Annotated in this window: 23 protein-coding genes; 1 reads left to right on the top strand and 22 read right to left on the bottom strand. The window is 42.1% G+C overall.

What is annotated here, in order from left to right; translation table 11 throughout:
• Nucleotides 1-3: 3 nt before the first annotated feature.
• Nucleotides 4-729: a hypothetical protein gene (locus tag ACZ47Z_RS01565; RefSeq protein ID WP_055146579.1), complete on the bottom strand. Its 726-nt coding sequence runs from the start codon at nt 727-729 to the stop codon at nt 4-6.
• Between the two features lie 337 nt (nt 730-1,066).
• Here ACZ47Z_RS01565 and ACZ47Z_RS01560 point away from each other — a divergent pair, with 337 nt between their 5' ends.
• Entirely contained in the window at nt 1,067-1,495 is a 429-nt protein-coding gene (locus ACZ47Z_RS01560) for an RrF2 family transcriptional regulator (protein ID WP_054751986.1), read from the top strand.
• 126 nt (nt 1,496-1,621) lie between these two features.
• Here the strand turns inward: ACZ47Z_RS01560 and ACZ47Z_RS01555 are convergent, their stop codons facing one another.
• From ACZ47Z_RS01555 to ACZ47Z_RS01455, 21 genes are all read right to left on the bottom strand, one after another.
• On the bottom strand, nt 1,622-2,815 hold the full coding sequence (locus ACZ47Z_RS01555; RefSeq protein WP_464525805.1) for a MalY/PatB family protein: 1,194 nt from the start codon (nt 2,813-2,815) through the stop codon (nt 1,622-1,624).
• An 11-nt stretch (nt 2,816-2,826) separates the two neighbouring features.
• The gene (locus ACZ47Z_RS01550; RefSeq protein WP_181966591.1) at nt 2,827-3,978 is read right to left on the bottom strand and encodes a trans-sulfuration enzyme family protein; all 1,152 of its coding nucleotides are present in this window, start codon (nt 3,976-3,978) and stop codon (nt 2,827-2,829) included.
• Between the two features lie 33 nt (nt 3,979-4,011).
• Entirely contained in the window at nt 4,012-4,455 is a 444-nt protein-coding gene (locus ACZ47Z_RS01545; protein WP_020437112.1) for an RrF2 family transcriptional regulator, read from the bottom strand.
• Between the two features lie 89 nt (nt 4,456-4,544).
• Nucleotides 4,545-5,852 carry an O-acetylhomoserine aminocarboxypropyltransferase/cysteine synthase family protein gene (locus tag ACZ47Z_RS01540; protein WP_015530089.1) on the bottom strand — a complete coding sequence of 436 codons (1,308 nt, stop codon included), beginning with the start codon at nt 5,850-5,852 and terminating at the stop codon, nt 4,545-4,547.
• Nucleotides 5,853-5,966: 114 nt separating this feature from the next.
• Entirely contained in the window at nt 5,967-6,899 is a 933-nt protein-coding gene (gene cysK / locus ACZ47Z_RS01535) for a cysteine synthase A (RefSeq protein ID WP_015530088.1), read from the bottom strand.
• A 323-nt stretch (nt 6,900-7,222) separates the two neighbouring features.
• Entirely contained in the window at nt 7,223-7,723 is a 501-nt protein-coding gene (locus ACZ47Z_RS01530) for a PTS sugar transporter subunit IIA (protein WP_020437113.1), read from the bottom strand.
• A 22-nt stretch (nt 7,724-7,745) separates the two neighbouring features.
• Nucleotides 7,746-9,179: a glycoside hydrolase family 1 protein gene (locus ACZ47Z_RS01525; RefSeq protein ID WP_020437114.1), complete on the bottom strand. Its 1,434-nt coding sequence runs from the start codon at nt 9,177-9,179 to the stop codon at nt 7,746-7,748.
• Between the two features lie 13 nt (nt 9,180-9,192).
• Nucleotides 9,193-10,053: a MurR/RpiR family transcriptional regulator gene (locus tag ACZ47Z_RS01520; RefSeq protein WP_020437115.1), complete on the bottom strand. Its 861-nt coding sequence runs from the start codon at nt 10,051-10,053 to the stop codon at nt 9,193-9,195.
• Between the two features lie 99 nt (nt 10,054-10,152).
• The gene (locus ACZ47Z_RS01515; protein ID WP_020437116.1) at nt 10,153-11,529 is read right to left on the bottom strand and encodes a PTS transporter subunit EIIC; all 1,377 of its coding nucleotides are present in this window, start codon (nt 11,527-11,529) and stop codon (nt 10,153-10,155) included.
• Nucleotides 11,530-11,563: 34 nt separating this feature from the next.
• The gene (locus ACZ47Z_RS01510; RefSeq protein ID WP_020437117.1) at nt 11,564-13,453 is read right to left on the bottom strand and encodes an oxidoreductase; all 1,890 of its coding nucleotides are present in this window, start codon (nt 13,451-13,453) and stop codon (nt 11,564-11,566) included.
• 237 nt (nt 13,454-13,690) lie between these two features.
• Nucleotides 13,691-14,911: an ATP-binding protein gene (locus tag ACZ47Z_RS01505; protein ID WP_020437118.1), complete on the bottom strand. Its 1,221-nt coding sequence runs from the start codon at nt 14,909-14,911 to the stop codon at nt 13,691-13,693.
• A gap of 118 nt (nt 14,912-15,029) precedes the next feature.
• Nucleotides 15,030-16,028: a LacI family DNA-binding transcriptional regulator gene (locus tag ACZ47Z_RS01500; RefSeq protein WP_020437119.1), complete on the bottom strand. Its 999-nt coding sequence runs from the start codon at nt 16,026-16,028 to the stop codon at nt 15,030-15,032.
• Nucleotides 16,029-16,190: 162 nt separating this feature from the next.
• Nucleotides 16,191-17,480, bottom strand: coding sequence for an Nramp family divalent metal transporter (locus ACZ47Z_RS01495; protein ID WP_020437120.1), 1,290 nt, complete (start codon nt 17,478-17,480; stop codon nt 16,191-16,193).
• A gap of 90 nt (nt 17,481-17,570) precedes the next feature.
• Complete coding sequence (locus tag ACZ47Z_RS01490; RefSeq protein WP_055158181.1) at nt 17,571-18,548, bottom strand: dihydrodipicolinate synthase family protein; 978 nt, start codon at nt 18,546-18,548, stop codon at nt 17,571-17,573.
• A gap of 376 nt (nt 18,549-18,924) precedes the next feature.
• Nucleotides 18,925-19,899, bottom strand: a complete 975-nt coding sequence (locus ACZ47Z_RS01485; RefSeq protein ID WP_155204712.1) for a dihydrodipicolinate synthase family protein — start codon at nt 19,897-19,899, stop codon at nt 18,925-18,927.
• Nucleotides 19,900-20,120: 221 nt separating this feature from the next.
• Entirely contained in the window at nt 20,121-20,792 is a 672-nt protein-coding gene (locus ACZ47Z_RS01480) for a DUF4956 domain-containing protein (protein ID WP_464525804.1), read from the bottom strand.
• Nucleotides 20,789-21,538, bottom strand: coding sequence for a polyphosphate polymerase domain-containing protein (locus tag ACZ47Z_RS01475; RefSeq protein WP_157050396.1), 750 nt, complete (start codon nt 21,536-21,538; stop codon nt 20,789-20,791). Before ACZ47Z_RS01475 ends, ACZ47Z_RS01480 begins: the two co-directional genes overlap by 4 nt.
• Nucleotides 21,528-23,306, bottom strand: a complete 1,779-nt coding sequence (locus tag ACZ47Z_RS01470; RefSeq protein WP_464525803.1) for a CotH kinase family protein — start codon at nt 23,304-23,306, stop codon at nt 21,528-21,530. Before ACZ47Z_RS01470 ends, ACZ47Z_RS01475 begins: the two co-directional genes overlap by 11 nt.
• Nucleotides 23,293-24,762, bottom strand: a complete 1,470-nt coding sequence (gene pelG / locus ACZ47Z_RS01465; RefSeq protein WP_464525802.1) for an exopolysaccharide Pel transporter PelG — start codon at nt 24,760-24,762, stop codon at nt 23,293-23,295. The genes ACZ47Z_RS01470 and pelG overlap by 14 nt, the downstream gene beginning before the upstream one ends.
• The gene (gene pelF, locus ACZ47Z_RS01460) at nt 24,743-26,167 is read right to left on the bottom strand and encodes a GT4 family glycosyltransferase PelF (protein ID WP_117825895.1); all 1,425 of its coding nucleotides are present in this window, start codon (nt 26,165-26,167) and stop codon (nt 24,743-24,745) included. The genes pelG and pelF overlap by 20 nt, the downstream gene beginning before the upstream one ends.
• 39 nt (nt 26,168-26,206) lie before the next feature.
• On the bottom strand, nt 26,207-26,584 hold the full coding sequence (locus ACZ47Z_RS01455; protein ID WP_464525801.1) for a DUF2194 domain-containing protein: 378 nt from the start codon (nt 26,582-26,584) through the stop codon (nt 26,207-26,209).
• Nucleotides 26,585-26,586 lie beyond the last annotated feature (2 nt).

The raw sequence follows: 26,586 nt of genomic DNA, 5'->3' as shown, positions 1-26,586 counted from the left end.
ACTTTAGGCTTTCGTCCACTTATGTACCGTATCTGTTCCCGGACTACATAATTCCACTGTAGATCCATCATCTGACAGTGTATAGACATATTCCAGTGTTCCACCAGAGATAACCAGATTCAGCCTCAATGTACCGTCTGCATTCTCTGCAACACAATATGTTCCCTTTGTTTCACCGGAGGAACTCTTGATCACAAGCTTTCCATCCTTCTTTAATTTATATTCATTTCCACTGTTGTCTGTCCACTTTCCGATCAGCCCCTTCGCACGGTCATCCGTCAGATCCAGAAGTTCTGTATCCGCCTGGAGTAATTTTATATCCTTACCACCATCCAGGGACTCCAGCACTACGCCATAGCCTGTATCATCTGTCGTAACCGCATACAGTTTACCTTCTTCTTCGCCGTCCATTGTGATCTTGATTGTAATGTTGTTATCCTCATCAAATCCACACTCAAATGTCAGTCCGGCGTCATCCTTAGTTCCTGTTCCATCTTCTTTCAGATCATACACAGTATCTGTTCCAATCACCTTCCACTGCTTTGCCATAACTCTCTTAACAGAATCACTTGGAAGAACCGCGTTGTCTCCCATCTGTTCTTTCATCGTACTGCTTGCTTTGTCCACCTCTTCTGTCGTAGATGCAGCCGGTTCTGTTTTCTTCGTATCGCCGCATCCTGTCATACACAATGTGCTTGCCAGAAGTAATGCTACTACTAATCTTTTCATATTCTCTCTCCAGTCTTGTTACTGTTCACTCCGTGTCAATCAGCGAAGTGATTGACACGGAGTGAACAGTAACCCAGTCTTTTCTGTCTGATCAGAAAGATAGCATTCCGATCAGGACTTACAGTCTTTAGAGTATCACAAACGCACTGTAAATTCCAGTAAAGTTAATACAATTTCACGGTTATTTCATTTTTAGACACACTCGTTTTCGTTTGTTTTCAACAAACTTTAATGCTTTTGCACTGTTTCACTTTACCTCGACAACTTGTTTATTTTCTTAACATATGATACACTATTCACAATGTAAAATTATAGGTAACTTGGGAGGAAATAGGTTATGATTATCTCTACAAGAGGGCGTTATGCTCTCCGAGTCATGATTGATCTGTCTCAGCAGGATCCGGACTCTTACACACCGCTGAAAGAGATCGCAGCACGTCAGGAGATTTCTGAAAAGTATTTGGAAAATATTTTAAAATCTCTTGTCACACAAGGATTTATCCTTGGACTTCGCGGAAAGGGCGGCGGCTACCGCCTGACAAAATCTCCGGAAGAATACACTCTCGCTTCCATTCTTCATGCGACAGAAGGAAGTCTTGCGGCAGTAGCATGTCTGGAGGATCATGCACCGGAATGTGCACGTGCGGGTCAGTGTCCGACACGTCCGATTTGGGAAAAACTGGATAACCTTATCGAGGATTATCTTGGAAGTATCACACTTGCTGACTTTCATGAACCGGCCATTCCATGCAAGATTGAGAAATAGCATTATTTCAGTGGGAACGAAATAACAGTTGTTTCAATACAATGGAAAATCAGATCTACATAGAAAAAGATGGATAAGTAATGCTTTTATTGCTTATCCATCTTTTTCTGTTTCTATTTTATCTAATCATCCGTGAACGTTTTCTTTCACTGCTTTTTCAATCCGATCCAACGCTTCCACAAGCGTCGCTCTCTGGCAAGCCACGTTGATCCGCTCAAAACCACTTCCAGGCTCTCCGAAGATCGCTCCTCCATCCAGCCAAACCTCTGCCTTATCTTCTATCAGTTCTTTTAGTTCCTTGTCAGAAAGCCCTAATGCCCGGAAATCCATCCAGACGAGATAGGTCCCTTCTGTCTTTGTCACCTTAATCTGTGGTAAATGTTCTGCCATCCATGTATGAAGGAAATCAATATTCGACTTCACATACTGTTTCATCGCCTGATACCATTCTTCGCCCTGAGTATACGCAGCGATCAGCGCAAAGATTCCGGGTGCGCCGACCTGACTATACCCGGCTGCAGTTACCTGATGCTGAAATTCCTTGCGAAGGCTTGCATTTGGAATGATAATATTGGAAATCTGAAGTCCAGCAAGATTGAATGTCTTCCCCGGGGAAGTACATGTCACTGTAATGTCTTTATACTCGTCCTTAAGATCTACAAGCACCTGATGCTTCCCTTCAAATACGAAGTCTGCATGAATCTCATCACTTACAATGATCACCTGATGCTTTAAGCAAATGTCTCCCAGACGCTCCACTTCCTCCCTTGTCCATACCCGGCTGACCGGGTTGTGTGGGCTGCAGAATAAGAATAATTTCACACCCTTTTCCACGATCTGGCGTTCAAAATCTTCGAAATCAATCGCATAAGATCCATCTTCCTTACGGATAAGGATATTGGCGGCCACTTTACGGTCATTGCTTTCAATCACTTCCCGGAATGGATAATAGACCGGATCCTGGATCAGGACATAATCCCCCGGTTCTGTATAAGCCTTCACCGCCATTGCCAGCGCAAAGACGATTCCCGGAGTCTTTGTGATCCACTCTTTGTCAATTTTCCATCCGTGACGGCGTTCCATCCAGGAGCTGACCGCATCATAATACTCCTGATCTGACTCTGTATATCCATAAATTCCATGCTCTGCCTGACGGATCAATGCTTCCTGGACGAAAGATGACGTCTTAAAATCCATATCAGCGACCCACAACGGAAGAATATCTTTCTTTCTCCCTCTTTCTTCTGCAAAATCATACTTCAGACTGTGGGTTCCTCTTCTCTCTACAGGCTGGTCAAAATTCAAATTCTTCTCACTCATTTTTACTCCTTTTATTGAAAAGCCTGTTCCAGATCTTTGATCAGATCTTCAGCATTTTCAATTCCAACAGACATTCTAAGGAAATCTTCCGTGATTCCAAGATGTTCTCTTATCTCCACCGGTACATCACCGTGTGTCTGAAGCATTGGATATGTGATCAATGATTCTACACCGCCAAGGCTCTCCGCATAAGAAATCAATTTCACACTTTCAAGAATCTTTCTTGTACGTTCCACCGTATCTACACGGAAAGAAAGCATACTTCCTGCTCCTGTTGCCTGCTTCCGGTTCACCTCGTAACCCGGATGATCTTCCAGACCCGGATAATAAACTTCTGTCACTTCCGGTCTGTTTTTCAGCCAAAGTGCGATCTTCTTCGCATTCTCCTGCTGGCGCTCCAGACGCACTGATAAAGTTTTGATTCCGCGAAGTACAAGGAAACTGTCAAACGGAGACAGACTACAGCCAACCGTCTTATATGTATAACGCAATTTTTCCGACAGCTCTTTCCCTTTGACACAAACAAATCCTGCGAGAACATCATTGTGTCCTCCAAGAAATTTTGTTCCGCTATGTACTACAATATCAGCACCCAACTGTAGCGGTTTCTGGAAATAAGGAGAAAGGAATGTATTATCCGCAAGAATCAGTAACCCGAATTCATCCGCAAGCTTTCTCATCTCTGCAAAATCTGTGATTCTCATCGTTGGATTGCTTGGTGTCTCAATATAAAGTGCCTTCGTCTCTTTTCTGATATTCTTTCTTACAAGATCAATATCTGAAGTATCTACATAAGAAAACTTTAATCCTCGCTTTTCGCCAATGCTTTCAAACATTCGCACAGTTCCGCCGTACAGATCTTCTGTACATAAAATATGACTGCCTTCTCCGAAAAGCTCCAGGCAGATTCCAATTGCCGCCATTCCTGTCGCGCACGCAATACTGTCATCCGCTCCTTCTAAAGAGGACATTACGCTTTCTAATTCATACCGTGTCGGATTGCTCTCACGAGAATAATCATATCCTGTACTTTTCCCGATTCCCGGGTGTGCGAAGGTTGCTGTCTGAAAAATGGGAACGGAGACTGCTCCGTATGGATGTTCCTCTACAAATCCTCCGTCCCCGTGAATACATCGTGTTTCAAATTGATAATTTTCTGCCATGCTGTCTGTCTCTGCTCCTTACGTTCCACTCTATTAAATATAGTACATTCCCTCAACAGAATCCTGATACCCTTCGTATGCATCCACAAGATCCTTAAGCGTCACATCTTCCAGAATCTCCTGAACACAATCATTGATTCGATCAATGATCAGATGCTGAATTGCTTCCTGATCTCCACGTCCCACGTTGTTTCGATCAACTTCATCTTCCAGATCATAAGTTCCTTCCAATGCTTCTACAATCTGCGCAACCGTGATCTCTTTCGGATCTCTCTCCAGAAAATATCCTCCCTGGGAACCTTTCATACTTTTTACAATATGAGCCTTGCGAAGGGCTGAAAATACATGTTCAAGGTACTGAGCGGAAATGTCATTTCTCTGTGCGATACTTCCTAATGAGACCAGCTCTGTCCGTGAATTCACCGCCAGATCAATAAGAGCACGCAGTCCATATCTACTTTTCTTTGATAATTTCAAACGCTTCTACTCCTTTCTTCTAAACACTATAGGAGCAGCTTTTACTGCTCCTACTTCTTACAGATTTTTCTGTTTTCTCTGATTCTTATTTACTGAATTGCTTTGAATGCCTCATCCAGATCCTGGATGATATCATCAATATTCTCTGTACCGATGGACAGACGGATTGTGTTTGGCTTGATTCCCTGATCGAGAAGCTCTTCCTCCGTGCACTGGCTGTGTGTTGTTGTTGCCGGGTGGATAACAAGTGATTTCACATCCGCTACATTTGCAAGCAATGAAAACAGTTCCAGGTTATCAATGAAATCCTGAGCTTTCTTAGAATCACCTTTGATCTCAAATGTGAAGATAGAACCACCGCCGTTCGGGAAATATTTCTTATAAAGTTCCTGCTGCTTCGGATCCGGATCTACAGATGGATGATGTACTCTCTCAACCTGTGGATGATTGTTCAGATACTCAACAACCTTCAGTGCATTTTCCACATGACGCTCTACACGAAGGGAAAGTGTCTCAAGTCCCTGCAGGAAGATAAAGGAACTGATCGGAGAAATTGTTGCTCCTGTATCTCTCAAAAGGATTGCTCTGATCTTTGTAACAAATGCAGCCGGTCCGCAAGCCTTTGTAAAGCTGATGCCGTGATAGCTTGGGTTCGGATCTGTCAGTGACGGGAATTTTCCTGAAGCCTCCCAGTCGAACTTACCGCCCTCGATGATAACTCCACCGATTGTTGTTCCATGTCCACCGATGAACTTTGTAGCAGAGTGAACAACAATGTCAGCACCGTACTCGATTGGTCTTACGAGATAAGGTGTTGCAAATGTATTATCTACAACAAGCGGGATTTTATGCTTATGTGCGATATTTGCGATTGCTTCAATATCAACTACATCTGAGTTCGGATTACCAAGTGTCTCGATGTAAACAGCTTTTGTATTCTCCTGGATTGCATTCTCAACTTCTTCCAGATTGAAAATGTCAACAAATGTTGTTGTAATTCCATAATTCGGAAGTGTATGCTCAAGAAGGTTGAAAGATCCTCCATAAATATTCTTTGCAGATACGATGTGATCTCCCTGCTGAGCCAAATTCTCAATTGTATATGTGATTGCTGCTGCTCCGGATGCTACTGCAAGTGCTGCTGTACCTCCTTCAAGCGCTGCAATTCTCTTCTCAAACACATCCTCTGTCGGGTTTGTCAGACGTCCGTAAATATTTCCTGCGTCTTTCAGTCCAAAACGGTCTGCTGCATGCTGGCTGTTGCGGAACACATAAGAAGAAGTCTGGTAGATCGGTACTGCTCTTGCATCTGTCACCGGATCCGGCTGCTCCTGGCCTACGTGAAGCTGTAATGTCTCAAATTTAAATTTTCTGTCTTTTCTCTCTAATTTTGCCATGGGTTTATTCTCCTTTTTCTAATTCCTGTTTTGTATTCTTATTCCGCAGCCAGAGCTGCTTGGAAGTTAAAATCTTACTTAATTAATGCCTTGCGGTTGTCTTGATATTCGTGCCTACTCTGTAAAGAGTGGTGTAGAGTAGTATCTGTCTCCGCTGTCCGGAAGAAGTGCTACGATTGTCTTGCCCTTGTTCTCCGGTTTCTTTGCATATGCAATTGCTCCGGAAAGTGCTGCTCCTGAAGAAATACCTACCAGGATTCCTTCTGTCTTTGCAAGAAGCTTCGCGGCTGCGAATCCTTCGTCATTGTCTGCTTTGTATATCTCATCATAGATCTTTGTATTAAGGACATCCGGTACGAATCCTGCTCCGATTCCCTGAATCTTGTGCGGTCCGCCCTTTCCTTCTGAAAGTACCGGGGATGCTGCAGGCTCAAGTGCTACAACCTTCACATCCGGTTTCTGGGACTTCAGATATTCACCAACACCTGTCAGTGTTCCACCTGTACCGACACCGGCGATAAAGATATCAACATTTCCATCTGTGTCTTTCCAGATCTCCGGGCCTGTTGTCTCTCTGTGTGCTTTTGAGTTCGCCGGATTAACGAACTGTCCCGGGATAAAGCTGTTCGGGATTTCCTTTGCAAGCTCTTCAGCTTTTGCAATTGCTCCCTTCATTCCCTTTGTACCTTCTGTAAGTACGATCTCTGCTCCATATGCTTTGAGGATATTTCTTCGCTCAACACTCATGGTCTCTGGCATGGTAAGAATTGCTCTGTACCCCTTTGCTGCTGCGATTGATGCAAGTCCGATTCCTGTGTTTCCGGAAGTAGGTTCGATGATAACAGAACCTTCTTTCAGGATTCCTTTCTCTTCTGCATCTTCGATCATTGCCTTCGCAACACGATCTTTCACACTTCCTGCCGGATTAAGATACTCAAGCTTTACAAGAATCGTTGCTTCAAGTCCAAGCTCTTTTTCCAGATTCACAGGTTCAACAAGTGGTGTGTTTCCAATCAGTCCAAGTGTGCCTTTATAAATTGCCGCCATAGTCTATATCCTCACTTTCTTTATTAACCTACTTAGTTGGTGTGTTTTTGATGGTTTGTATTATATACTTATAAAACCCATCTGTCAACTATGTTTTTATATTTTTCTTCATTTTTTATTATACAATATCGATCGGAGATGTAAATGATCAAAAAATGCAAAAAAAATCCGCTACTAATAACATATACTGTTTCATTTTCACTGCCCCGAAAAGAGAGGTGTCCTGTATGCGTAAATGTGTTAAAAAGACCGATGCCCCGCCCTCTCAGACGAACCCATCGGTCTTTTCTTCTAATCCTTATATCTTCTGTCGGATTTTATTCCTAGAACTCCGCAATCACAGTCTCACCCTGTACTGCATCCATTCCTGTATGTAACTTCATATCCGGATATTCATCTCCGTTTGTGACAACAAAAATACAGGTTGTCTCATATCCGTGTGCTTTGATCTTCTCCGAATCGAACTGAAGGAGCTTATCTCCTGCATTGACCTTCTGTCCTTCTTTTACGAAGTACTTGAAGCCTTCTCCTTCCATATTTACCGTGTCGATTCCCTCGTGGATCAGAATCTCTGCTCCGTTGGAAAGTGTAAGACCTACTGCGTGTTTGGATCCTTCCATCAGTGCTGAAACTGTTCCTGCACATGGAGCTACGATCACATTGCCTTCCGGCTCGATTCCAAGTCCGTCACCTAACGCCTTGGAAGAGAATACCTCATCCTTTACTTCATCGATTGGGATTACCTTTCCTGACAGATAAGCTGTCAGAACTGGTGTCTTATTCTCTTCTACCGGTGCTTCTTTCTTCTTAAAAAATGAAAACATACTTACTTTCTACCTTTCTTTTTCATAAACATTGTCCATTCGTTGCGATTACGTTCTTATACCAATCGAAGGAATCTTTCTTTTCTCTTGAGAGGTCCCCGGTTCCATCATCAAATTTATTGACGTAGATAAATCCATATCTTTTTGCCATTTCGCCGGTTGATGCAGAGACCAGATCAATGCATCCCCACGGCGTATAACCCATCAGATCCACCCCATCTTCTGTTGCCTCATACATAGCTTCAATATGTCTTCTCAGATAGTCAATTCGGTAACTGTCATGAATCTGTCCATCCTCTGCCTTTTCATCTCTTGCACCAAGTCCATTTTCCACAACCATGATTGGTATTCTATAACGTTCATAAATCTCATTCAAAGAATACCTTAGTCCATCCGGATCAATCTGCCAGCCCCAGTCGGAGGCCTGCAGATACGGATTCTTCGCTCCACCTGCCAGATTGCCTTCCACTGTTGCTTCTCCCTCATGCGTTGTAATACAGGAAGACATATAATAAGAGCAAGTATAAAAATCCACAGTTCCTCTTTTTAATATTTCTTTCTCTTCTTCACTGATTTCCAGACAGATTCCCTGCTCTTTAAAATAACGTTTCATATAAGACGGATACTCTCCCCGGATCTGCACATCTGAACAGAACCAGTTAATCACATGATTGTGTTTCTGCGCAGCCAGCACATCTTCCGGATCACAAGTCAGCGGATACGCCGTCAGAAATACATTCATATCCCCCATTTGAAATTGCGGATAATGCTCATGTGCATATGCAACTACCTTTGCGGAAGCCAATAACTGGTGATGCAGTGCCTCAAACCGAACCTGTGGACTTACCGGTGCGTCTGCAACCGGTCCTTCATATCCTCTCACCGTACTAAGAGACAGGGTTGTACCAAGAGGAGTTACACCTCCATTGATCTCATTAAAGGTAAGCCAGTATTTCACCAGATTCTGATAGCGGTCAAAAACTGTATAACAATATTTTTCAAACAACGCAATGACATTCCGGTCAGCCCATCCGTTATATTTCTCTACCAGTGCATATGGCATCTCATAATGGCTCAAAGTTACCAGTGGTTCAATCCCGTATTTCTTACATTCTTTAAAAACATTTTCATAGAAGACAAGCCCCTTTTCGTTCGGCTCTTCTTCCATTCCTGTTGGATAAATCCGCGTCCAGTTGATCGATGTTCTGAAAACTCTGAATCCCATCTCCGCAAAAAGGGCAATATCCTCTTTGTAATGATGATAAAAATCAATTGCCTCATGACTTGGATAAAATCTGTTTTCTCTTATCTCTGTCGTAATACATTTTGGATTCCGCTTTGTTCCATTCGTACACAGATCCGGAACTGATATTCCCTTTCCATCCACGTTCCAAGCTCCTTCAAACTGGTTTGCTGCACATGCTCCTCCCCACAAAAAATCTTTTCTAAATGCCATATCTGCTCCTTATTTATTCTTGCTTTTTACTTTCTTTAATTGAATATGCTTTTTCTTGTGTCTCTTTTTTATTACTTTCAAAATCAAGCTGATATAGAAATGAGAACATACAATCCAGAATAAAGTGAAATGCGCTGTATACCGCAAAGGTATCAATCTTCTCTTCATAAGATCCCTGTTCCTGGACATCCACCAGAATCACTTCCTGACACATCCTCGCCACTGTACTTTCCGGTGTCACTGTAATACCAACGCAATACCTCTTCTTCTTTTTCAGAAGCTTCAGACTTTCTACCACATCCCTGTTCTCGCCAGATTGCGAAATTATCAGATTTACAGTATGTTCTGACCCTGCCAGTGCATATCCCGGAAGAAAACAGGAACTCATTGTCAGATTTACGATTTTTCCAAAACGTAACATTTTCTGCTGAAATTCCATCGCCACCGTAGCAGATGTTCCAACACTGAAAATATTGATCATATCTGCACGGCTCATCCGACGGACAATTCTCTGAAACTGATTATAATCAAATCCCGACATTGCTTTATTGATCGTGTCATGATTCAGCTTCGCGAGCTTTCTTGCAATCTGCTCAAAAGAATCGCTTCCTGAGAATGGGTAATTCGCATCTACTGCCCCCTGACTTGCATATACCTCATACTCTGAATAAAACAGAATCTGAAACTTTTTATATCCGTCTAATCCAAGTTTCTTACAGAATCTGGTGATTGTTGACGGCGAAGTAAATGTCTCATGTGCTAATGTCTGAATTGACATGTTCTTTACATCAAATCCGTTCTTCATCAGATAATCTGCTATGCTCTTCTCAACCTTTGTGAAGTCTGTCTGTTTCATCAGTTTTTCTATAATCATAATAACTCCCCTTCTCCTGATTTCTTCCGAAAATAAAACCTACATTTATTTTAACAAAGAAGATCTCAGAAAAAAAGGGGAGATGCATTGCCATACTAACTAATTATATTCTTTTACTTTACCGCTCTTTAAGAGGAACGCTGTGATTCCAAATCCAAGTGCGATTGCTACAACAATTCCCACACAATACATCGGGAAGTTGACACATCCAAGCCAGCCACTGAATGCCAGAATTCCGGTAAAGGCAAAGTTCGTTGCTGCCACACCACCGATTCCAAACACGAGTCCCGCTGCTGCACCAGAAAAGACCATTGTTCCAAGAAGCCATTTACTTCGCAGAATAATTCCATAAAGTCCCGGCTCTGTAATACCACAAAGAGCATTTGTAAATGCAGCAGATCCTGCTGTTGCTTTATCTCCACTGTTCTTGGCAAATACTGCAACTGCAAGGCAGATTCCAAGTGCAGCGTAACCGCCCAGTCCACCTGCTGCCAGTGCCGGTTCAAATCCCTGCTCTGCCATAACTCCAAGAAGGATTGGTGTTACTGCCCAGTGCATACCAAGAAGAATTACCAGTGAGAATAAGCCACCAAACACAATGCCTACAAGAATTCTATTTGCACTTATGACACCATAAACAGCATTGATGCCATTTGCAATAAATCCGCCTGCCGGTCCAAACACAAGAATGCTGAGTGGAACGAATACGATCAGGCACAGGAACGGAACAAGAATAAACTGTGTCACCTGTGGCAGAATCTTTTTCAACCATTTTTCAAAATAACTCATGCAGAATACTGCAAGCAGGATCGGGATAAATGATCCACTGAAATTATATGCTGTAAACTTAATACCAAGCAGTGATGCTTTTTCACCTGTTACAAGAAGATCTGCAACTCCCGGGTACATGATGGATGCTCCAAGTGTCACCGCTACATAAGGATTACATTTAAAATGCTTTCCTGCTGTAAATGCAAGCAGAATCGGGAAGAAATAGATCAGTGAGTAAAAAATTGCATAAAATGTCTGGTAAGTAAGACTTGCACTGTCCACTACTCCAAGATTGGCAAGCAGTCCGATCAGACCGGATGCAATACCACCTGTTGCAAGGATTGGAATATATGGTGCATAAACGTCAGACATCATTTTGGAAAATCTGTCCAGCAGCCCTGCCTTCTTTTCAGATTCATTTCCTGCATCCTGCTTTGTCTCTTTTGCTATGTTCTTCAGTTCCGGTGTCTCCATAAGCTGCGCGTAAACATCATTTACCTGTGGTCCGATCAGAACCTGATAATAACCGGAACTTACAAGCGCTCCAAGTACCCCTTGGGTTTCTTTCAATGCTTTCTGATCAAACTTTGTTCCGTCTTTCAATGTAAAACGAAGTCTTGTTGCACAGTGGATGCAGTTTTCAATGTTTTCTGCCCCACCAACTCCGGCGATCACTGACTGGATTAATTCTGAATAATCTTTCATTTGTGTTCCCCTTTCTTTTTCTCTTTTCCTTCTTCTAAATATTTAATGCTGCTGTATATCCCTCAAAATTAGCATTCATAATATTAGACGGGCTGACACAGTCCCCAATTGCTACTGTATCCCTGCAGATTCCATAAAAGGATTCTACAAGCTGTCTCTGTGCCACAAGTCCTGTTGAGAGGATCAACTGGTCATATGGAAGCTGCTTTTCTTCCCCAGATTCATTTTTATAGATGACAACATCCTCTTCAATCCTGCTGCATCCACATTTTAACAGACTGTGAAGATTTTCATGCAGTAAAAATTTCTGTCTCAACGCTTCTCTGTACAGAGAATTTGCATTCGCAGCAAGCGTATCTGTTAATTCAAGAATTGTAACATTCTTCCCATTTTCTGCAAGTTCAAGTCCGATTTCACATCCAATACTTCCACCGCCCAGAATTACAATATTCTGACCAAGCTGCTCCGGATGTGCGATTGCTTTTGTCGCAAGCTGTACTTTTTCACCTTCCACACCTGGGATTGGAAGAATTCTCTCCACTGCCCCAAATGCAATAAGAAGTGAATCCGGCTGCAATTCTTTTACCAGTTCCGGATCTGCTTCCGTATTCAGAAGGACTTCTATTTCTCTTTTGAAAATCTGTGTCAGATAATAATCTAACAGTCTCTGAACTTCCTCTTTATGTGCTTCTTTTGAAATAAACCGGAGCATTCCTCCCAATTCTTTCTGTTTCTCAATGATTGTTACTTTATGTCCCCGGTCACTTGCTGTAATTGCAGCTTTCATTCCCGCCGGACCACCTCCAAGAATTACAACATGTTTTTTTGTCTCCGCCTTTGGAAGATTGATTTCAGACGGAACAAATTCCTGATGGTGATACCGCGGATTTACAGAACAGCCTACATTCCAGTGATCCGAAGAAATATGATAACAGTTCGAGCATCTGAGACACGGAACAATATCTTCCGGATGTCCTTCCATTGCTTTCTTCGGCCAGTATGGATCCGCAAGAAGCGTTCTTCCAAAAGCCACCATATCTACATAACCTTTGGAAATGATTTCATCTGCCATGGCAGGTGTCATCACCGCACTGACAACAGACACCGGAATCTGTAACTCAGCCTTTGCCTGTTTTGCCCATTTCAGATTCGGCATTTCTTCTTCAAGATTTGTTGTAATACAATGGACATTTGCCTCAAAAATCTTGTCAATACCAGAAGAAATCTGAACCGTATCAATATAAGGTTCCGCTTTCTTTAAAAAGTACATTACATCCTCAAAGCTTATAGAATCTTCAATCCATTCATATGCACTGATTCTGATATCGATTGGATAATTGTTCCCTACTGCTTTTCTCACTGTCTCCAGAATCCGAAGTGGGAAACGACTTCTGTTTTCAATACTCCCCCCATAAATATCTGTGCGATGATTATAATGTGGGGAAAGAAACTGTGCCGGCAGCCATCCATGTCCAAAATGAAGAAAAATCGAATCAAATCCTATCTTCTTCGCACTTGCTGCTGTTTCTGCATACCAGCGGAGCGTCTCCTCCATCATTTCTTCATCCATCTCTTTTACTTCAACCCCATCCGGACGGATCAGTGCAGATGGTCCCTTTGCATAATCCACAGTTCTGGCATCCTGACCTGCATGAAATATTTCAACGGAGGCCTTTGCCCCACCTCTGTGAATCTTAAGCACTTTTTTCCTTGTCTCTTCTCTTTCGTATTTAGCAAACGGGTATGGCTCTTCCGGACTTGCGAAACTGGATCTTCCAGGTTCCACGATTGCATGTCCTGCAATCACAAGTGCCGCCCCACCCATTGCCTTTTCTTCGAAATCATCACCTGTCGGTGTTGCTATGATCCTGTTCTTCAGAATCATTCCATTCACAGAAATCGGTTTAAATAAATGATCAAACACTTCTCTTCTCCTTTCCTTGTCTCTTTTGGAATACACTCATCTTAAAGCACTCTTCTGTGATACACAACCTGTCAGAAAAGGATAGAAAATAATTTTCACAAACTCTCTTATTTTCATATCTATTTATGAAATTTATTCACTTTTTTCTGCTATTCATTGATAAAATCATGATTTTACACAAAAGAAAGTCAGGTACTCTGAATTTGAATCCTGAATTCAGAATACCTGACTTTTTCTTCAATTTTCCAAAAGCCAATCTATTACATTAATTACTTTTATACCATCATAATTTCCAAGCGAAAATTGATCCAGTGTTAAAACAATTTTTTCATAATTGTCTTTAATCTCCTGTAATGGTCTCATTTCTCTTTCAAAAGTTTCTTCTGCTGTCATATCTGCCGTCACCTGATAATAAACGATTACCCCTTGTTTTTGAGCAACAAAATCTACTTCTGTAGCGCCATATTTACCTATATTCACCTTATTCCCACGGCGCAATAATTCAAAAAAAACAATATTTTCAATAGAAAATCCAAGATCATAACGCTTTCTTGGCAAAATGTGATTGCGAAGCCCCAAATCAACCATATACAACTTCTTATTAACTTTTAACAGCTGTTTTCCTACTATATCAAATCTATCTACTGAATAAAATATAAATGATTCTGTCAACGCATCTACATAATCACTCACCGTATTCGCAGATACTTTTCTACCTGATGAAATCAAATAATTTGTAATACTTTTTATAGAAATTGGGCTTCCGATCACACTTGCCAGATATCGCGCAATTGTCTTCAACAATGTAATGTCTGTGATTTTTCGCTTGCCACAATTCATCTCTTTTCTTGACTGACGATCTTCAATATCTCTTACAATCACCGTATTATAAATACCTTCCAGATAGATCTCCACTTTTTCATCTGTTCTGTCCATCACTGCAATGTAGGGAAATCCACCGGTTTTCATATATTCTGAAAATGCCTGTTCTTTTAGAATTCCTGTAATTTCAACATATTCTTTAAAGGAGAGCGGTAACATAGAAATTTCAACATATCTTCCTGTTAATAGTGTAGCCAAATCCCCTGAAAGCATATATGCATTAGAACCTGTAATATAAATATCAATATTTTCTTTTACATGAAGACTATCTACCACTTTTTCAAAGGATGTTACCTTCTGAATCTCATCCAGAAAAATATAAGTCATCTTGTCTTCGCAAAGTCGTTCTTTAATATATTGATATAATGACTTGTAGTCCAACAATGGCTCATTTTCTAATTCTTCAAAATTAATTGATATAATTTGTTCTTCTGTAACCCCAGCTGATTTTAGTTTATTCTGATATTGTTTTAATAATGTTGATTTTCCACAGCGCCTGATTCCAGTTACAACCTTGATCACCTGCTCGTCTTTCCATGACCATAGCTTTTGTAAATATTCCTTACGTTCGACCATACAGCGTCCCTCCCTTTTTCCAAGTATAGCATACTATATGCTCTTTTTCAAAAAATATTCCCATTTCGGAGTTTATTTTTTTATTCTCAAAAAAAGATTCCTATTTGGGAATCTTTTTCTATGTCGTCTCTCGCTCAATCAACTTCGTTCCAAACACCATATGCTGCACGCTTGGTTTCTCATCATCCGCCGCTTCAATATCTTCTAATATCATATCCGCTGCCCTCTGTCCCATCTCACGACCCGGCAGCTCCATGGAAGTCATCGCTGTCTCAAGCATTCCTCCGATTGCATGACCGGTAAGGCTGATGACCTTGACTTCCTTCGGCACTTTCTTTCCGCTCTCTTTCAGTGCCCGGAGTACTCCGATTCCCTGCATATCCGCAGCAACCATGATTCCATCTACTTCATCAAATGCCTCTTTGAGCCGCTCCACACCTTTATAACCATCTTTGAAATAATTTCCGCGCGGCAATCCGGACTCTACCTGATATTCCTTCAGGCCAAGTTCTTTCATTGCCTTGTGGTATCCTCTGTAACGTTCCGCATACGGGGTAAACTCTGTTGATCCATTGATAAAACCAATCTTTGTACACCCCTTCTTATAAAGATACTTTGCCGCTTCATATCCGCAAGAGAAACAGTCGGCTTCTACCGAACTGAATTTCCTGTCCTGATTTCTAACAAGTTGGACAACTGCCACTCCATTTGCCTTGATATCACGGATCAGTCTTGTGTTCTGTCCGGTCGATGCGATCAGGATTCCGTCTACCAGTCCATTACGAAGACGGTTCAGACATTCTGCTTCAATATCCGGATCATCCTTCGTCAAACAGATCATCAGACTGTAACCTCTATTGCCTGCCTGCATCTCGATCCCCTGGACGATCTCACCAAAAATTGAAAGATTTACAGATGGTACAACTACTCCAAGCGTCCGTCTCTTCCCCTGTTTCAAACCTTTCGCCAGCAGATTTGGGCGATAGCTTAACTGCTCTACCGCTTTAAATATTTTCTTTTTCGTATCCGGATGAACATACGACGTGTTGTTCAATGCTCTGGATACCGTACTCACATCTACGTTCGCAAGCTTTGCAACATCCTTTAATGTAGCCATAACATCTCTTCCTCCTGTGCATCTGTTCTGTTCGTGCAATTAATTTACGCTCTTTCTATTATAACATGCCACAAAAGCCTGGCAACCATCTCATCATGATAATCACCAGACTTTTCATTCTTATCTATAAGACCGTAGAAGCGGACACATACTTCCTGATCTTTATGAAAATGAAGCAATCAGCTTCGGAATATAATTTGCAAGTGCAGAGACTGTCATTGCTAATGTAAAGAGATAACTGACTGTCATAAGAACCTGCAGTACTCTTGGTGCCTTCAATCCAGCCTGAACTTCTTTCTTCCAGAACATCAATGTGATGAAAAGACCTGCAACCGGAGTTGCGATTGATGTTGCGATGTTAGCAATGAAGATCAGCTGTGTCGGAGAACCGTCGTAGATGAAGCAGACTACACATGCAAATGCAAGTGTGATCATACATCCCCAGCGGATCAGCTTGGACTCAAGTGCAACGTCTTTGTCGAATCCTGCACTTAAAAGTACCATACCTCTCTGCGTATTACCGAGAAGTGAAGAGAATCCTGCTCCGAGAAGTGCAACTCCCATTACAATGTTAGAAGCTTTTCCAAGGAAAGGAACAAGAAGCGCTGCCAACTGTGCCGGTGCTTTAATCTGAATTCCCTGTGGATTCAGAACGATTGCTCCAACCAGCATGATTGCTCCGGAAATCAGGATAACTGATACAATATGTGCGATTGCATCCCATTTCATTGCTCCGTTAAATAAATCCTCTTTTTTCCACTTTTTCTCAGCACCGAGATATGTTCCATAGATTCCTGCTGTCACAGCTGCATTTGTACTGATATAAGCAAGTGCTGTTGTAAGACTTCCTTCCGGTACACTCCAGTGTGTTAATCCATGTCCCATTGCACCCCAGTCAGGTCCGCCGGTTGCAACCAGTGTTGCATAGAAAGCAAATATCATAGCAATGATACAAACTAAAATTCCTTTTTCTACTTTTGAATAAACACCTTTTGAAAAGTAAAGCACTGTAAGTACTGCCAACATGATCAGTGCTCCTAATTTCCAGTTGATTCCAAATACAAGGTTCATACCTGCACCTGTTCCGGAAATATTTCCAAGTGTAAAGAACAGGCAGGATAAGAATAATGCAACACCACAGAATCCAGATGCAACTTTTCCATAATAATGTCTGATCGCATGTAAGATTGGCATTCCTGTCAACATAGAAATACGGTAGGATGTCAGCATGAATGTAACACCCATGATCAGGATCGGTATAATCAGCCAGATCAGGCTGTATCCATAATTCGCACCAATCATTGCAGATGTTGTAATATTACCAGGTCCGATTACTACTCCGGTAAGGACAATTCCAGGACCTACACGTTTTAAAATTTCTTTTGCAGAAAGCTTGTTGACTTTTGATGGATCAAATCCATCTATCCCCAGATTTTTGTTATTTTCTGTCATGGCTCCTCCGTTCTAAGAGTGATGTCTGAAACATGATTTTTTCGTATATATTTCAGACACCACATCTATAGTTATATCATAATTTTCGTCTTATTTATCTTCGAACTGAGTCATATCAACTTCCGGAAGCTGGCTTCTCTCAAGTCCAAGAGCTACCCAGTCTTTTTCTTCCTGATTCAGCGGAAGAACCGGTTTTCTCATAAGTGCTGAAGAGAAGATTCCTCTCTGTTTCAGAGCTTCTTTCAATCTTGCATGTGCTTCACCTGATGGCTGTCCGCCTCCGTAGATTGCCTGGGAAATGTGGTAGATACGATCTGACCAATCCTGAGCTTCTTTTAATGTATGTTTGTCTGGGTTAGCAAATACTTCTCTTGCCGGGCAGATGATCTCCGGTACGCATCCTGCGAATCCAATCAGAGCTCCGTCCATTCCCGGGAACCAGCTTACGCACAGTGTCTCGTCATGGCATGTGATAAGAGATATGTCTGGGCACTCCTGACGAAGAAGACGTACATCATGCTCGTAGATAGATGTAACTCGTGTTCCCATCTTGATACATTTAACATGATCGATCTCTTTGCACATCTTGATCAGTGTCTCTACCGGGTAGAAAGCTTTGCTTGTTGCCGGGTACAGGTGGATGATGATGTCGATGTCAGCTCCCTCTGCAACATCTTTTACATACTCGAACGGTGCATCCGGGTTCATACCGAATCTCAGCCACATATGTGGTGGCATAAGAAGGATTCCGTCAGCTCCCGCTTCCTTCGCTTCTTTTGCCATCTCGATTGACTCTGCTGTGTTCTCGCAGTTAACACCGGAGATGATTGTCATAACGTCTCCACACTCTTCTGCACAGATCTCTACAACACGTTTTCTCTCTGCTCTTGTAAGTCCTGTGATCTCTCCTGTATGTCCGTTACATACAAGTCCGTCCATTCCTTTTCCATAGAATGTTTTGATCCATCTTAAGTATGCTCTGAATTCTGGTTCGTTGATAGAATAATCGTCATTAAGCGGTACAGATACTGCTGGGAAAATTGTCTTGAATGTTTTTACTTTTGCCATTTTTATTGTCTCCTTTTTCTTCCGAATTTCATTATTATCAATTTCCAGAACTTTGCGCATTGTTCATTTTTCATATTACAAACGTTTGTTGTTTGCTATGTTTAGGTTATATCACACAATGCAACACCTGGTCAACGAATCAGGCCTCTCCTGCAATTTGTTGCATAAATCCAATTCATCTGCCATTTTCATGCAATTTATTGTGTATTTGCACAACAAACCGCATAAAGACTGAAAAATTAGTTTAAAAAGATAAGTTTAACGAAAAGGCAAAAAGGAAGCTGCCGCTTCGCAATTTTATTGTTAAAGCGGCAGCCTCCTCTAAAAGGCATATTTTATCTTATAATAACATGGCAGAATTATTGCAGTATGTTTCTTAGTCTTCGAACTGTGTCATGTCTACTTCCGGAAGCTGGCTTCTCTCAAGGCCGAGAGCTACCCATGCTTTCTCTTCATCGTTCAGCGGAAGAACTGGTTTTCTCATAAGTGCTGACTTGAAGATTCCTCTCTGTTTCAGAGCTTCTTTCAGTCTTGCATGAGCTTCACCTGATGGCTGTCCGCCTCCATAAATTGCCTGGGAAATGTGGTAGATACGATCTGACCAGTCCTGAGCTTCTTTTAATGTATGTTTGTCTGGGTTAGCAAATACTTCTCTTGCCGGGCAGATGATCTCCGGTACGCATCCTGCGAATCCGATCAGAGCTCCGTCCATTCCTGGGAACCAGCTTACGCACAGTGTCTCGTCGTGGCATGTGATAAGAGAAATGTCTGGGCACTCCTGACGAAGAAGACGTACATCATGCTCGTAGATAGATGTAACACGTGTTCCCATCTTGATACATTTTACATGATCGATCTCTTTGCACATTTTGATCAGTGTCTCTACCGGGTAGAAAGCTTTGCTTGTTGCCGGGTACAGGTGGATGATGATGTCGATGTCAGCTCCCTCTGCAACGTCTTTTACATACTCGAACGGTGCATCCGGGTTCATACCGAATCTCAGCCACATATGTGGTGGCATAAGAAGGATTCCGTCGGCTCCTGCTTCCTTCGCTTCTTTTGCCATCTCGATAGACTCTGCTGTGTTCTCACAGTTAACACCGGAGATGATTGTCATAACGTCTCCACACTCTTCTGCACAGATCTCTACAACACGTTTTCTCTCTGCTCTTGTAAGTCCTGTGATCTCTCCTGTATGTCCGTTACATACAAGTCCGTCCATTCCTTTTCCGTAGAATGTTTTGATCCATCTTAAATATGCTCTGAATTCTGGCTCGTTGATTGAGTAGTCGTCGTTAAGTGGTACAGATACTGCTGGGAAGATTGTCTTGAATGTTTTTACTTTTGCCATTTTTATTGTCTCCTTTTTCTTGTATGAGATAACATGATTTTTAATGTTTCCTAACAATGCGCATTGTTCATTTCTTTCTATGCAAACGTTTGTTGTTTGCTATGATTAGGTTATATCACACAAAAAAGAGACGGTCAACAAAATAACCGTCTCCTGCAATTTGTTGCATAAATCAGATAAATAATGGCTTTTACTGCAATAAGTTTCCAACAAAATTCATTTTATCCGTGATACTCTCCATTATACTGGATCAATGTAATATCTTCCACATTCGTGATCTTCCGGATCTTCTCTGTGAAATCAAGCTCATTCTGCCGGCAGAACACCTCAACCGCCATCTCTGTTTTCTCTCCACGCATCGTCTTTGACTTTATGAAATATTTCATTTTTCCAAAGCTGCGGATAATTTCATCACCCGCCTCATCTCCCTGATAATGAATCACTGCGATATAGATCCTGCCCTTCTGCTGCTTATGATAGAACAGAAAGATCATCGCGATCATCACAACTGCCGCGATCAGAGCCAGCACATACATTCCTGCTCCGGTTGTGATTCCTGTAGTGATCGCCCAGAAAAGATAGAGCAGATCCATCGGATCTTTCACCGCTGTACGGAAACGCACGATAGACAACGCTCCGACCATACCAAGTGAGATCACGATGTTCGTACTGATCGCCAGAGTAACCATACAGGTAAGAAGCGTCATTCCGACCAAAGTAACCGCAAAGCTTCTGGAAAAGATCACCCCTACATAAAATTTGCTGTAAACCATATAGATCACCGCTCCAAGAAGCAATGCAATGATCAGCGAAATTGCCATCTTCGGTGCATTAAAGCTGTCAAACGCGCCGGATTCCAGCACCGACTTTTTAATCATATCTTGTACACTCATAATCGTTTTCTCTCCTGTGTTTCATTCCAATATTCAAATCCATGCAAATACTGCGATTTTTCATAACAGAGTACATATTTTGATACTGCTGTGAATTCTTGTGCATTTGGTGGAAGCAAGTCACGCACGATCTGTGGAAGCATCTCTGTGAATTTCACTTCCATAACCAGTTTCCCCGGTTCAAGCACCGGAAGTGTCGGAAGGGACGGATCAAAGATGTCATAACTTCCGACCGCCGCACGCACATCACTGTCAAATGTGATCCTGACTGTCCCCTCGTCCATGATCCACGGTACACGATCATAGTCAACAATCGTGCGCGGACGCATAAGATTACTGACACATTCCACATAAAATTCTCTGCACAATGGATAGGGACTCTTTAATAAAAATTGATAATCCCCATCAAGAATCCTGTAGAATTCTTCTTTTGTCAGCGGAGCGCTTTCTTTATAAATATAACTTCCGAATTTCTTCTTCCGCTCCAGTTTGATTGAACGGTCACTACAATCATAAATACGGATCCTATATTTTTTTCGCATCAGAACACCAGATTCCTTTTCCGCATAAGCGCTGTTGAAATAATCTTCAAAATAAAGACTGCGGATCATATAACCGTTTCCCTTTGCATTTGGATCTTTTTTCAACAAATGCTTCATCCTCAGCTCCAGCAGTTCTTTCTCACTGGTACTGATCAGATATTTCCATTCATTACGGAAGCGTTCTTTTGATAAATCATTCTTCATAAATATCTTCCTCAACATTTTGTCCGCCTGTAATGTAGAAACATTTCATACCATAATTCTTTCCATCATCTGTTACATAATAATCAAAAGCATCCTGCGTCTGTCCTGATGCATTTGTCGCACGGACACGCACAAAATACTGGCCGTCTGCCGGAACTGTAGTCTCCGCTTCCGGAATTTGAATATTATCCTGACGAAATACGATCTCATTAAACTTATAATCTTTTGCCAGTTCAACTGTATAAGTGATCGTCTCTGCATCAAAATCATAGGACGCATCCCAATTCAGCTTCAAGGTATTCCCCTCGATCACCGGTACTCCAATATAAAATGGCATTGGTTTTTCCAGACTCTCCTTATAGAGCTCATAATTTTGTTCCACCTCGGAAGGGATTGCCGATGCAACTGTGTCATATTTCGCTTCGGTCAGCGGTGCATTCATCCGGTCCGGCATCTGATACAAATACTTCTGCGTCACTGTACGATATTTCTCTATCATACCGCTGATCCGCTCTACGCTGAGATAGGATCTCAGATCCTGAATTGCCGCATCAAGTTCCTCACGAAACTCCTCGGACTGCAGACATCTCTGAAAAAGAACATTTCCCCAGTAATTACTGATTCCACATTCCCAACTTCCCTGATCGGAACGATTCTGAATGTTATATTCGGTTCTCATGAAAGAGCCGTCATTATCCCACGCAATCAGATACCATGTGTCCGAATTCTGTGGACTATATAAATATGTATTACGATTCTGTGTATCTACATTTCCGGTCAGGATCTGATATGCCATCCAATACGTCAGATTTTCTCTGTCAAAATATTGATCCAGGATATTACCAATCGATTTTGAATTATCATTCAGATCCGTAAGCATCTGGATCAGTTTCGTATGATCTGAATCTCCTTTGATCTCCAGGAGCTTTTCAAAGGCTTTCTGGTCATAGGTCGGATCGTCTTCTTTTTTTATTACATCTTCATAGCGAAAAAACTCAAACGAATTAATTTTGTACAACTGTCCTTTCGAATCCATTCCATGGTTCTTCATTCCTGTCTTGTTCAGCTGTTCCACCTGTGTGTATAATCCATAATCCTGAAACTCTGCGCTGTTTCCTTCCGTAAGATCTCTCACGTATAAATGCACAAACTGGGTCCTGAGAGACATCAACTGCGGAATCCCTTTCAAAAGATCATAGGAGAGCTTATTACGGAAACGCATTCCCTCTGTCTGGTGTTTATTCAGATTGATCGTACGTTGTCCTCGCCAGGTTCCTTTATTCTTTTTCAGCTCTATCTTATAATTTTTCTGTGCATTACTGCTTGAAGTCTGCCCTCTGATCTGCACCGTCGCATTCGGCACATTTTCACCGTAACCAACCTCTCCACTCTGTGGACCGGACTCATCTCCAACCTGGAGGAGCGCCGCTGTCTGGTAACGGTCTACTCCCATTTTGTCATAATCATAAGCCGAATAACTGTTGATTTCCTTCCAGGTATGATTTGTCCCCTCTGAAGAATTTCCTTGAGAAACCGTAAGATACATTGTCACAACACTCGTCTCGTCATCATTTTCATAGAGGCTGTCCTTATCTCGAAGATGAACGTCATTGATATCCTGTGTCTCGGCCTTTTCTATTGTTTCTTGTTGCTCTGTCTTTGTTTTTGATGCATTCCCTGTTTTCCCCGAAGCTGTACATCCCGTCAGGCAACAGGACATTCCTAATAAAAGGGCACATCCCAGTGCAATTGATTTATAATTTTTCAAGCTCGTCTCCCCTTTCTATTTTCTCTTCCAGAAAACATCCTAACCGTGTGAAGAATCCTGTTTTATCTTCCGCCACGATTGGTTGTACACTCAAAATATAATACGGAAGTTTTTTAATAAAATATCCAAGCCGCAGCGTACAGATCAGAAAGAATACTGCACTTCCAAGTAAAAATCCAAAGCCATAGTATACTTGCGGGAAAAATAGAGATATACAGGTAAATCCTGTCGTACACGCCGCAAACATTCCTGTTGCATATAATGCTCCTTTATAATCTGTAAAATACAGTAGGATCAGCATCATTGTATTAGCAACCGCATAAAGTCCATAACCGACACACAGTGTCCTGAAATAGCCTTCCATAAGATCATTAAATCCAAGCGGAAGATATGTCAGGAGAAGCTGTCCTACAGAAAGCGCCAACGCCGTTGTAAGGAGCTGCTTCAGTGCCGTATACTTCAGCTCCATATTCAAAACTTCTTTCATCTCGTTTCCTGCCCGTAAAATATCTTTAATTTCTCCTCTGTCATTAAACAGACTGTAGTAATTCCTGTATTTCGGATAGAAATTCACTTCCACCGACACAACGAAATTAACTGTCGTTATAAGAATCGTCAGATATGCGATCATTGCAGGGACATCGTGATACGGAGCACCATAGAACAACCCCTGTACATGTACATGGATCGGACTACACCACATAATAACCAAATGTGCAAAGAGTCCGATATTCGTAAACAAGCCTATGAACGCAAGCGGAAGGAATTGATCCACCCAGCGCAGAAAGAAAAACGCACTGCTCTCACTCTGTGGAAAATAACGGTATAGCAGTGTCACATCCCACAGAAGCATGATCCCATATCCGATCGTTACAGCAATCATCATTGCCTCTACATGTGGAATTCTAATCAAAACTAGTAGAACTCCAATCAAAAGCGACACTGCCACTGCCGACACAAACGATAGAAGTATCCCTTTATAATCCTTTATCGCGGTCAGATAACTCATCGCATTCCATGTGACGATTAATTCTCCGAAAAACTCCAGACACAAAAACTGGTCAATCAGATTGATTCCGGAAAACAAAAGAAAGATTCCGTACATGATTCCACCGACAACAAGCAGAATCGTTGTCGATCCCCAGAAGGAAGGGAGCACTGTTTCATGTCGTTCTTCATACAACATATCCGCAATATATCTCGTTACAACCATAGAAAAGAAGCTTGTCACAGTCAGCGAAGCGAGAAGTGTATAAGTAATCATACAGTTTAAAAGCTCCCGGTTATGCCTTGTCGCACCGGTATGATCACAGATAAAGGTAATCCCAACCAGCAATACAATGCCGAGCAGCATCGGACCTGTACAGATAATTCCGGCATATCCATATGCTTTTACAGTCGATGCAAGTCCACTTTTCTGGAATAATTTCTTTAACTCAAATCCGATTCCGGCCATCTGCTTCTTCCACCTCCCGATACATTTTCCGATACTTTTCAATCATTTCTTCTTTTCGATAATACGCCTTTACCCGTTTCTGTGCATTTGCGCCCATACGAAGTCTTCGCGTTCTGGAAGCACACATCTGATCCATTGCCTGCGCAAGTCCCTCACGATACATTGGCGGAACACAATATCCTACGGATCCATAACAGTCCTCCTCGTTTCCATTCAAAAGTTCCCTGCAACAGCCCACATCCGTAGTCACACAAGGACGCCTTGCGGCAAATGATTCCAGGACAGACAACGGCTGTCCTTCTGATATACTCGTCAAAATTGTAAAATCCAGCTTTTCCATATAGGAAATAATATCCACACGACCTGTAAAGATCACATTTTCCAAATGTAACTGATCGACCAGCGCATAGCATTCCTGAGCATACTCCTCATCATCAACGCCACCCATAATATGGAGCCGCACATGATCTCTTTTCGTACACAGCTCATAAAACGCATAAATCATTGTCTTGATATCCTTGATCGGCGCCAGACGCACAACCGCACCAATATCAACCCATCCGTCTTCTTCTTTTAACGGAATAGAAGAGAGTCGTTCGTAATTGATTCCATTCTCAACTACACGACATTTTTCCTTGTCACATCCCATCTGAATCTGTGCAAGCATAGCATTGGTAAACAACGCTGAGACAGAAAAGGCTCTCGTATAAATAATATCCGACAACATATAAAAGAAGGCGATCCACTGCTTTTTAAATGCCGGCTGTACCCATTTTGCACGGATGATCTCTTCTTCACGCTCTCTTGTATAAATTCCATGCTCCGTCAAAAGCACTTTCTTCTTATAGACATATCCGCCGAGACACGCAAGAAGTCCTCCGTACCCCGTACAGATCGCGTGATAAACATCTGCCTTAGGCACTTCACTTCCCATCAGATAAAGAACCGGAAGCAGCATAGAGCGCATCGTGTGAAATGCATCCGCAAACGGAGTATATGGATAATCTTTTATACAGCACTCTGTCAATATATTCAAAAACTCTTCACTTTTCAAAAAGGACATCGGGTTCAGTTTCTGGTCATAATAGAGGTGAAACAAAACCTCCCAGTCCGGACGTTTGCACAGCATCAGCTCCTTTAAGCTGTTCTTTTCTTCCTTCGTAAAAGCATGAAGCATTTTCCCTGAATCCTTCAGTCTCAGGGCATCATCCAGGAAAACCTCATGGACCTCGACGACATTTTCAGGAAGTTCGTAGACAAATTTCCCTCGATCCTTCGCATTTGCTCCGATCACCCACAGAACAAACTCATGCTCTTTCATTTCATTGATATACTGATGCATCCATGTGGATACACCGCCAAACACATAGGGATAACATCCCTCTAATATAAGACAGATTCTCACAACTAACTCCTTATCTGCCGCATTTTACTGCTTCGTATTTTATTCTGTTTTCTCGATGGTTACAGTCGGCTCCTTTGCCTTGAGCAAATAGAGGTTTCCGGTCAAATGCGTAAGTTTTCCTCCCGAAACATCTCCCGGTGTTCCTTCGTTGATCCGCACCATAAAATACACTTCATCATAAAAATTGTCGAGTTCCAGTCTGATCTCCTGATCTGTCACTGTCTTTGTAAATGTGACCGCTCCGTAGCGCTGGATCGCGCCGGACAGTTCCGAACCTGTAAGCTGTCTCAAGGACGGTGCTGAATCATCCAGCCAGTCCATATAATCACTTAAGTTCCCTTTCAATTTTTCCCAGCCAAGTGCCGCACCACGATCTTCGTCCAGAAGATCATCCGGATGTATAAAATGGCTGTTCACAA

This window comes from Mediterraneibacter faecis, from assembly GCF_055383675.1.
This window is presented reverse-complemented; position numbering and strand designations above follow the sequence as displayed.

What these genes read in the sequence shown, in the direction of transcription:
- ACZ47Z_RS01550 (WP_181966591.1), bottom strand. Translation starts at nt 3,978, where the DNA reads ATGGCAGAAAATTATCAATTTGAAACACGATGTATTCACGGGGACGGA.
- ACZ47Z_RS01480 (WP_464525804.1), bottom strand. Translation starts at nt 20,792, where the DNA reads ATGAGTGTACAAGATATGATTAAAAAGTCGGTGCTGGAATCCGGCGCG.
- ACZ47Z_RS01515 (WP_020437116.1), bottom strand. Translation starts at nt 11,529, where the DNA reads ATGAAAGATTATTCAGAATTAATCCAGTCAGTGATCGCCGGAGTTGGT.
- ACZ47Z_RS01485 (WP_155204712.1), bottom strand. Translation starts at nt 19,899, where the DNA reads ATGGCAAAAGTAAAAACATTCAAGACAATCTTCCCAGCAGTATCTGTA.
- ACZ47Z_RS01475 (WP_157050396.1), bottom strand. Translation starts at nt 21,538, where the DNA reads ATGAAGAATGATTTATCAAAAGAACGCTTCCGTAATGAATGGAAATAT.
- ACZ47Z_RS01530 (WP_020437113.1), bottom strand. Translation starts at nt 7,723, where the DNA reads ATGTTTTCATTTTTTAAGAAGAAAGAAGCACCGGTAGAAGAGAATAAG.
- ACZ47Z_RS01490 (WP_055158181.1), bottom strand. Translation starts at nt 18,548, where the DNA reads ATGGCAAAAGTAAAAACATTCAAGACAATTTTCCCAGCAGTATCTGTA.
- ACZ47Z_RS01495 (WP_020437120.1), bottom strand. Translation starts at nt 17,480, where the DNA reads ATGACAGAAAATAACAAAAATCTGGGGATAGATGGATTTGATCCATCA.
- ACZ47Z_RS01565 (WP_055146579.1), bottom strand. Translation starts at nt 729, where the DNA reads ATGAAAAGATTAGTAGTAGCATTACTTCTGGCAAGCACATTGTGTATG.
- ACZ47Z_RS01560 (WP_054751986.1), top strand. Translation starts at nt 1,067, where the DNA reads ATGATTATCTCTACAAGAGGGCGTTATGCTCTCCGAGTCATGATTGAT.
- ACZ47Z_RS01525 (WP_020437114.1), bottom strand. Translation starts at nt 9,179, where the DNA reads ATGGCATTTAGAAAAGATTTTTTGTGGGGAGGAGCATGTGCAGCAAAC.
- ACZ47Z_RS01520 (WP_020437115.1), bottom strand. Translation starts at nt 10,053, where the DNA reads ATGATTATAGAAAAACTGATGAAACAGACAGACTTCACAAAGGTTGAG.
- ACZ47Z_RS01505 (WP_020437118.1), bottom strand. Translation starts at nt 14,911, where the DNA reads ATGGTCGAACGTAAGGAATATTTACAAAAGCTATGGTCATGGAAAGAC.
- pelG (WP_464525802.1), bottom strand. Translation starts at nt 24,762, where the DNA reads ATGGCCGGAATCGGATTTGAGTTAAAGAAATTATTCCAGAAAAGTGGA.
- ACZ47Z_RS01500 (WP_020437119.1), bottom strand. Translation starts at nt 16,028, where the DNA reads ATGGCTACATTAAAGGATGTTGCAAAGCTTGCGAACGTAGATGTGAGT.
- ACZ47Z_RS01555 (WP_464525805.1), bottom strand. Translation starts at nt 2,815, where the DNA reads ATGAGTGAGAAGAATTTGAATTTTGACCAGCCTGTAGAGAGAAGAGGA.
- ACZ47Z_RS01540 (WP_015530089.1), bottom strand. Translation starts at nt 5,852, where the DNA reads ATGGCAAAATTAGAGAGAAAAGACAGAAAATTTAAATTTGAGACATTA.
- cysK (WP_015530088.1), bottom strand. Translation starts at nt 6,899, where the DNA reads ATGGCGGCAATTTATAAAGGCACACTTGGACTGATTGGAAACACACCA.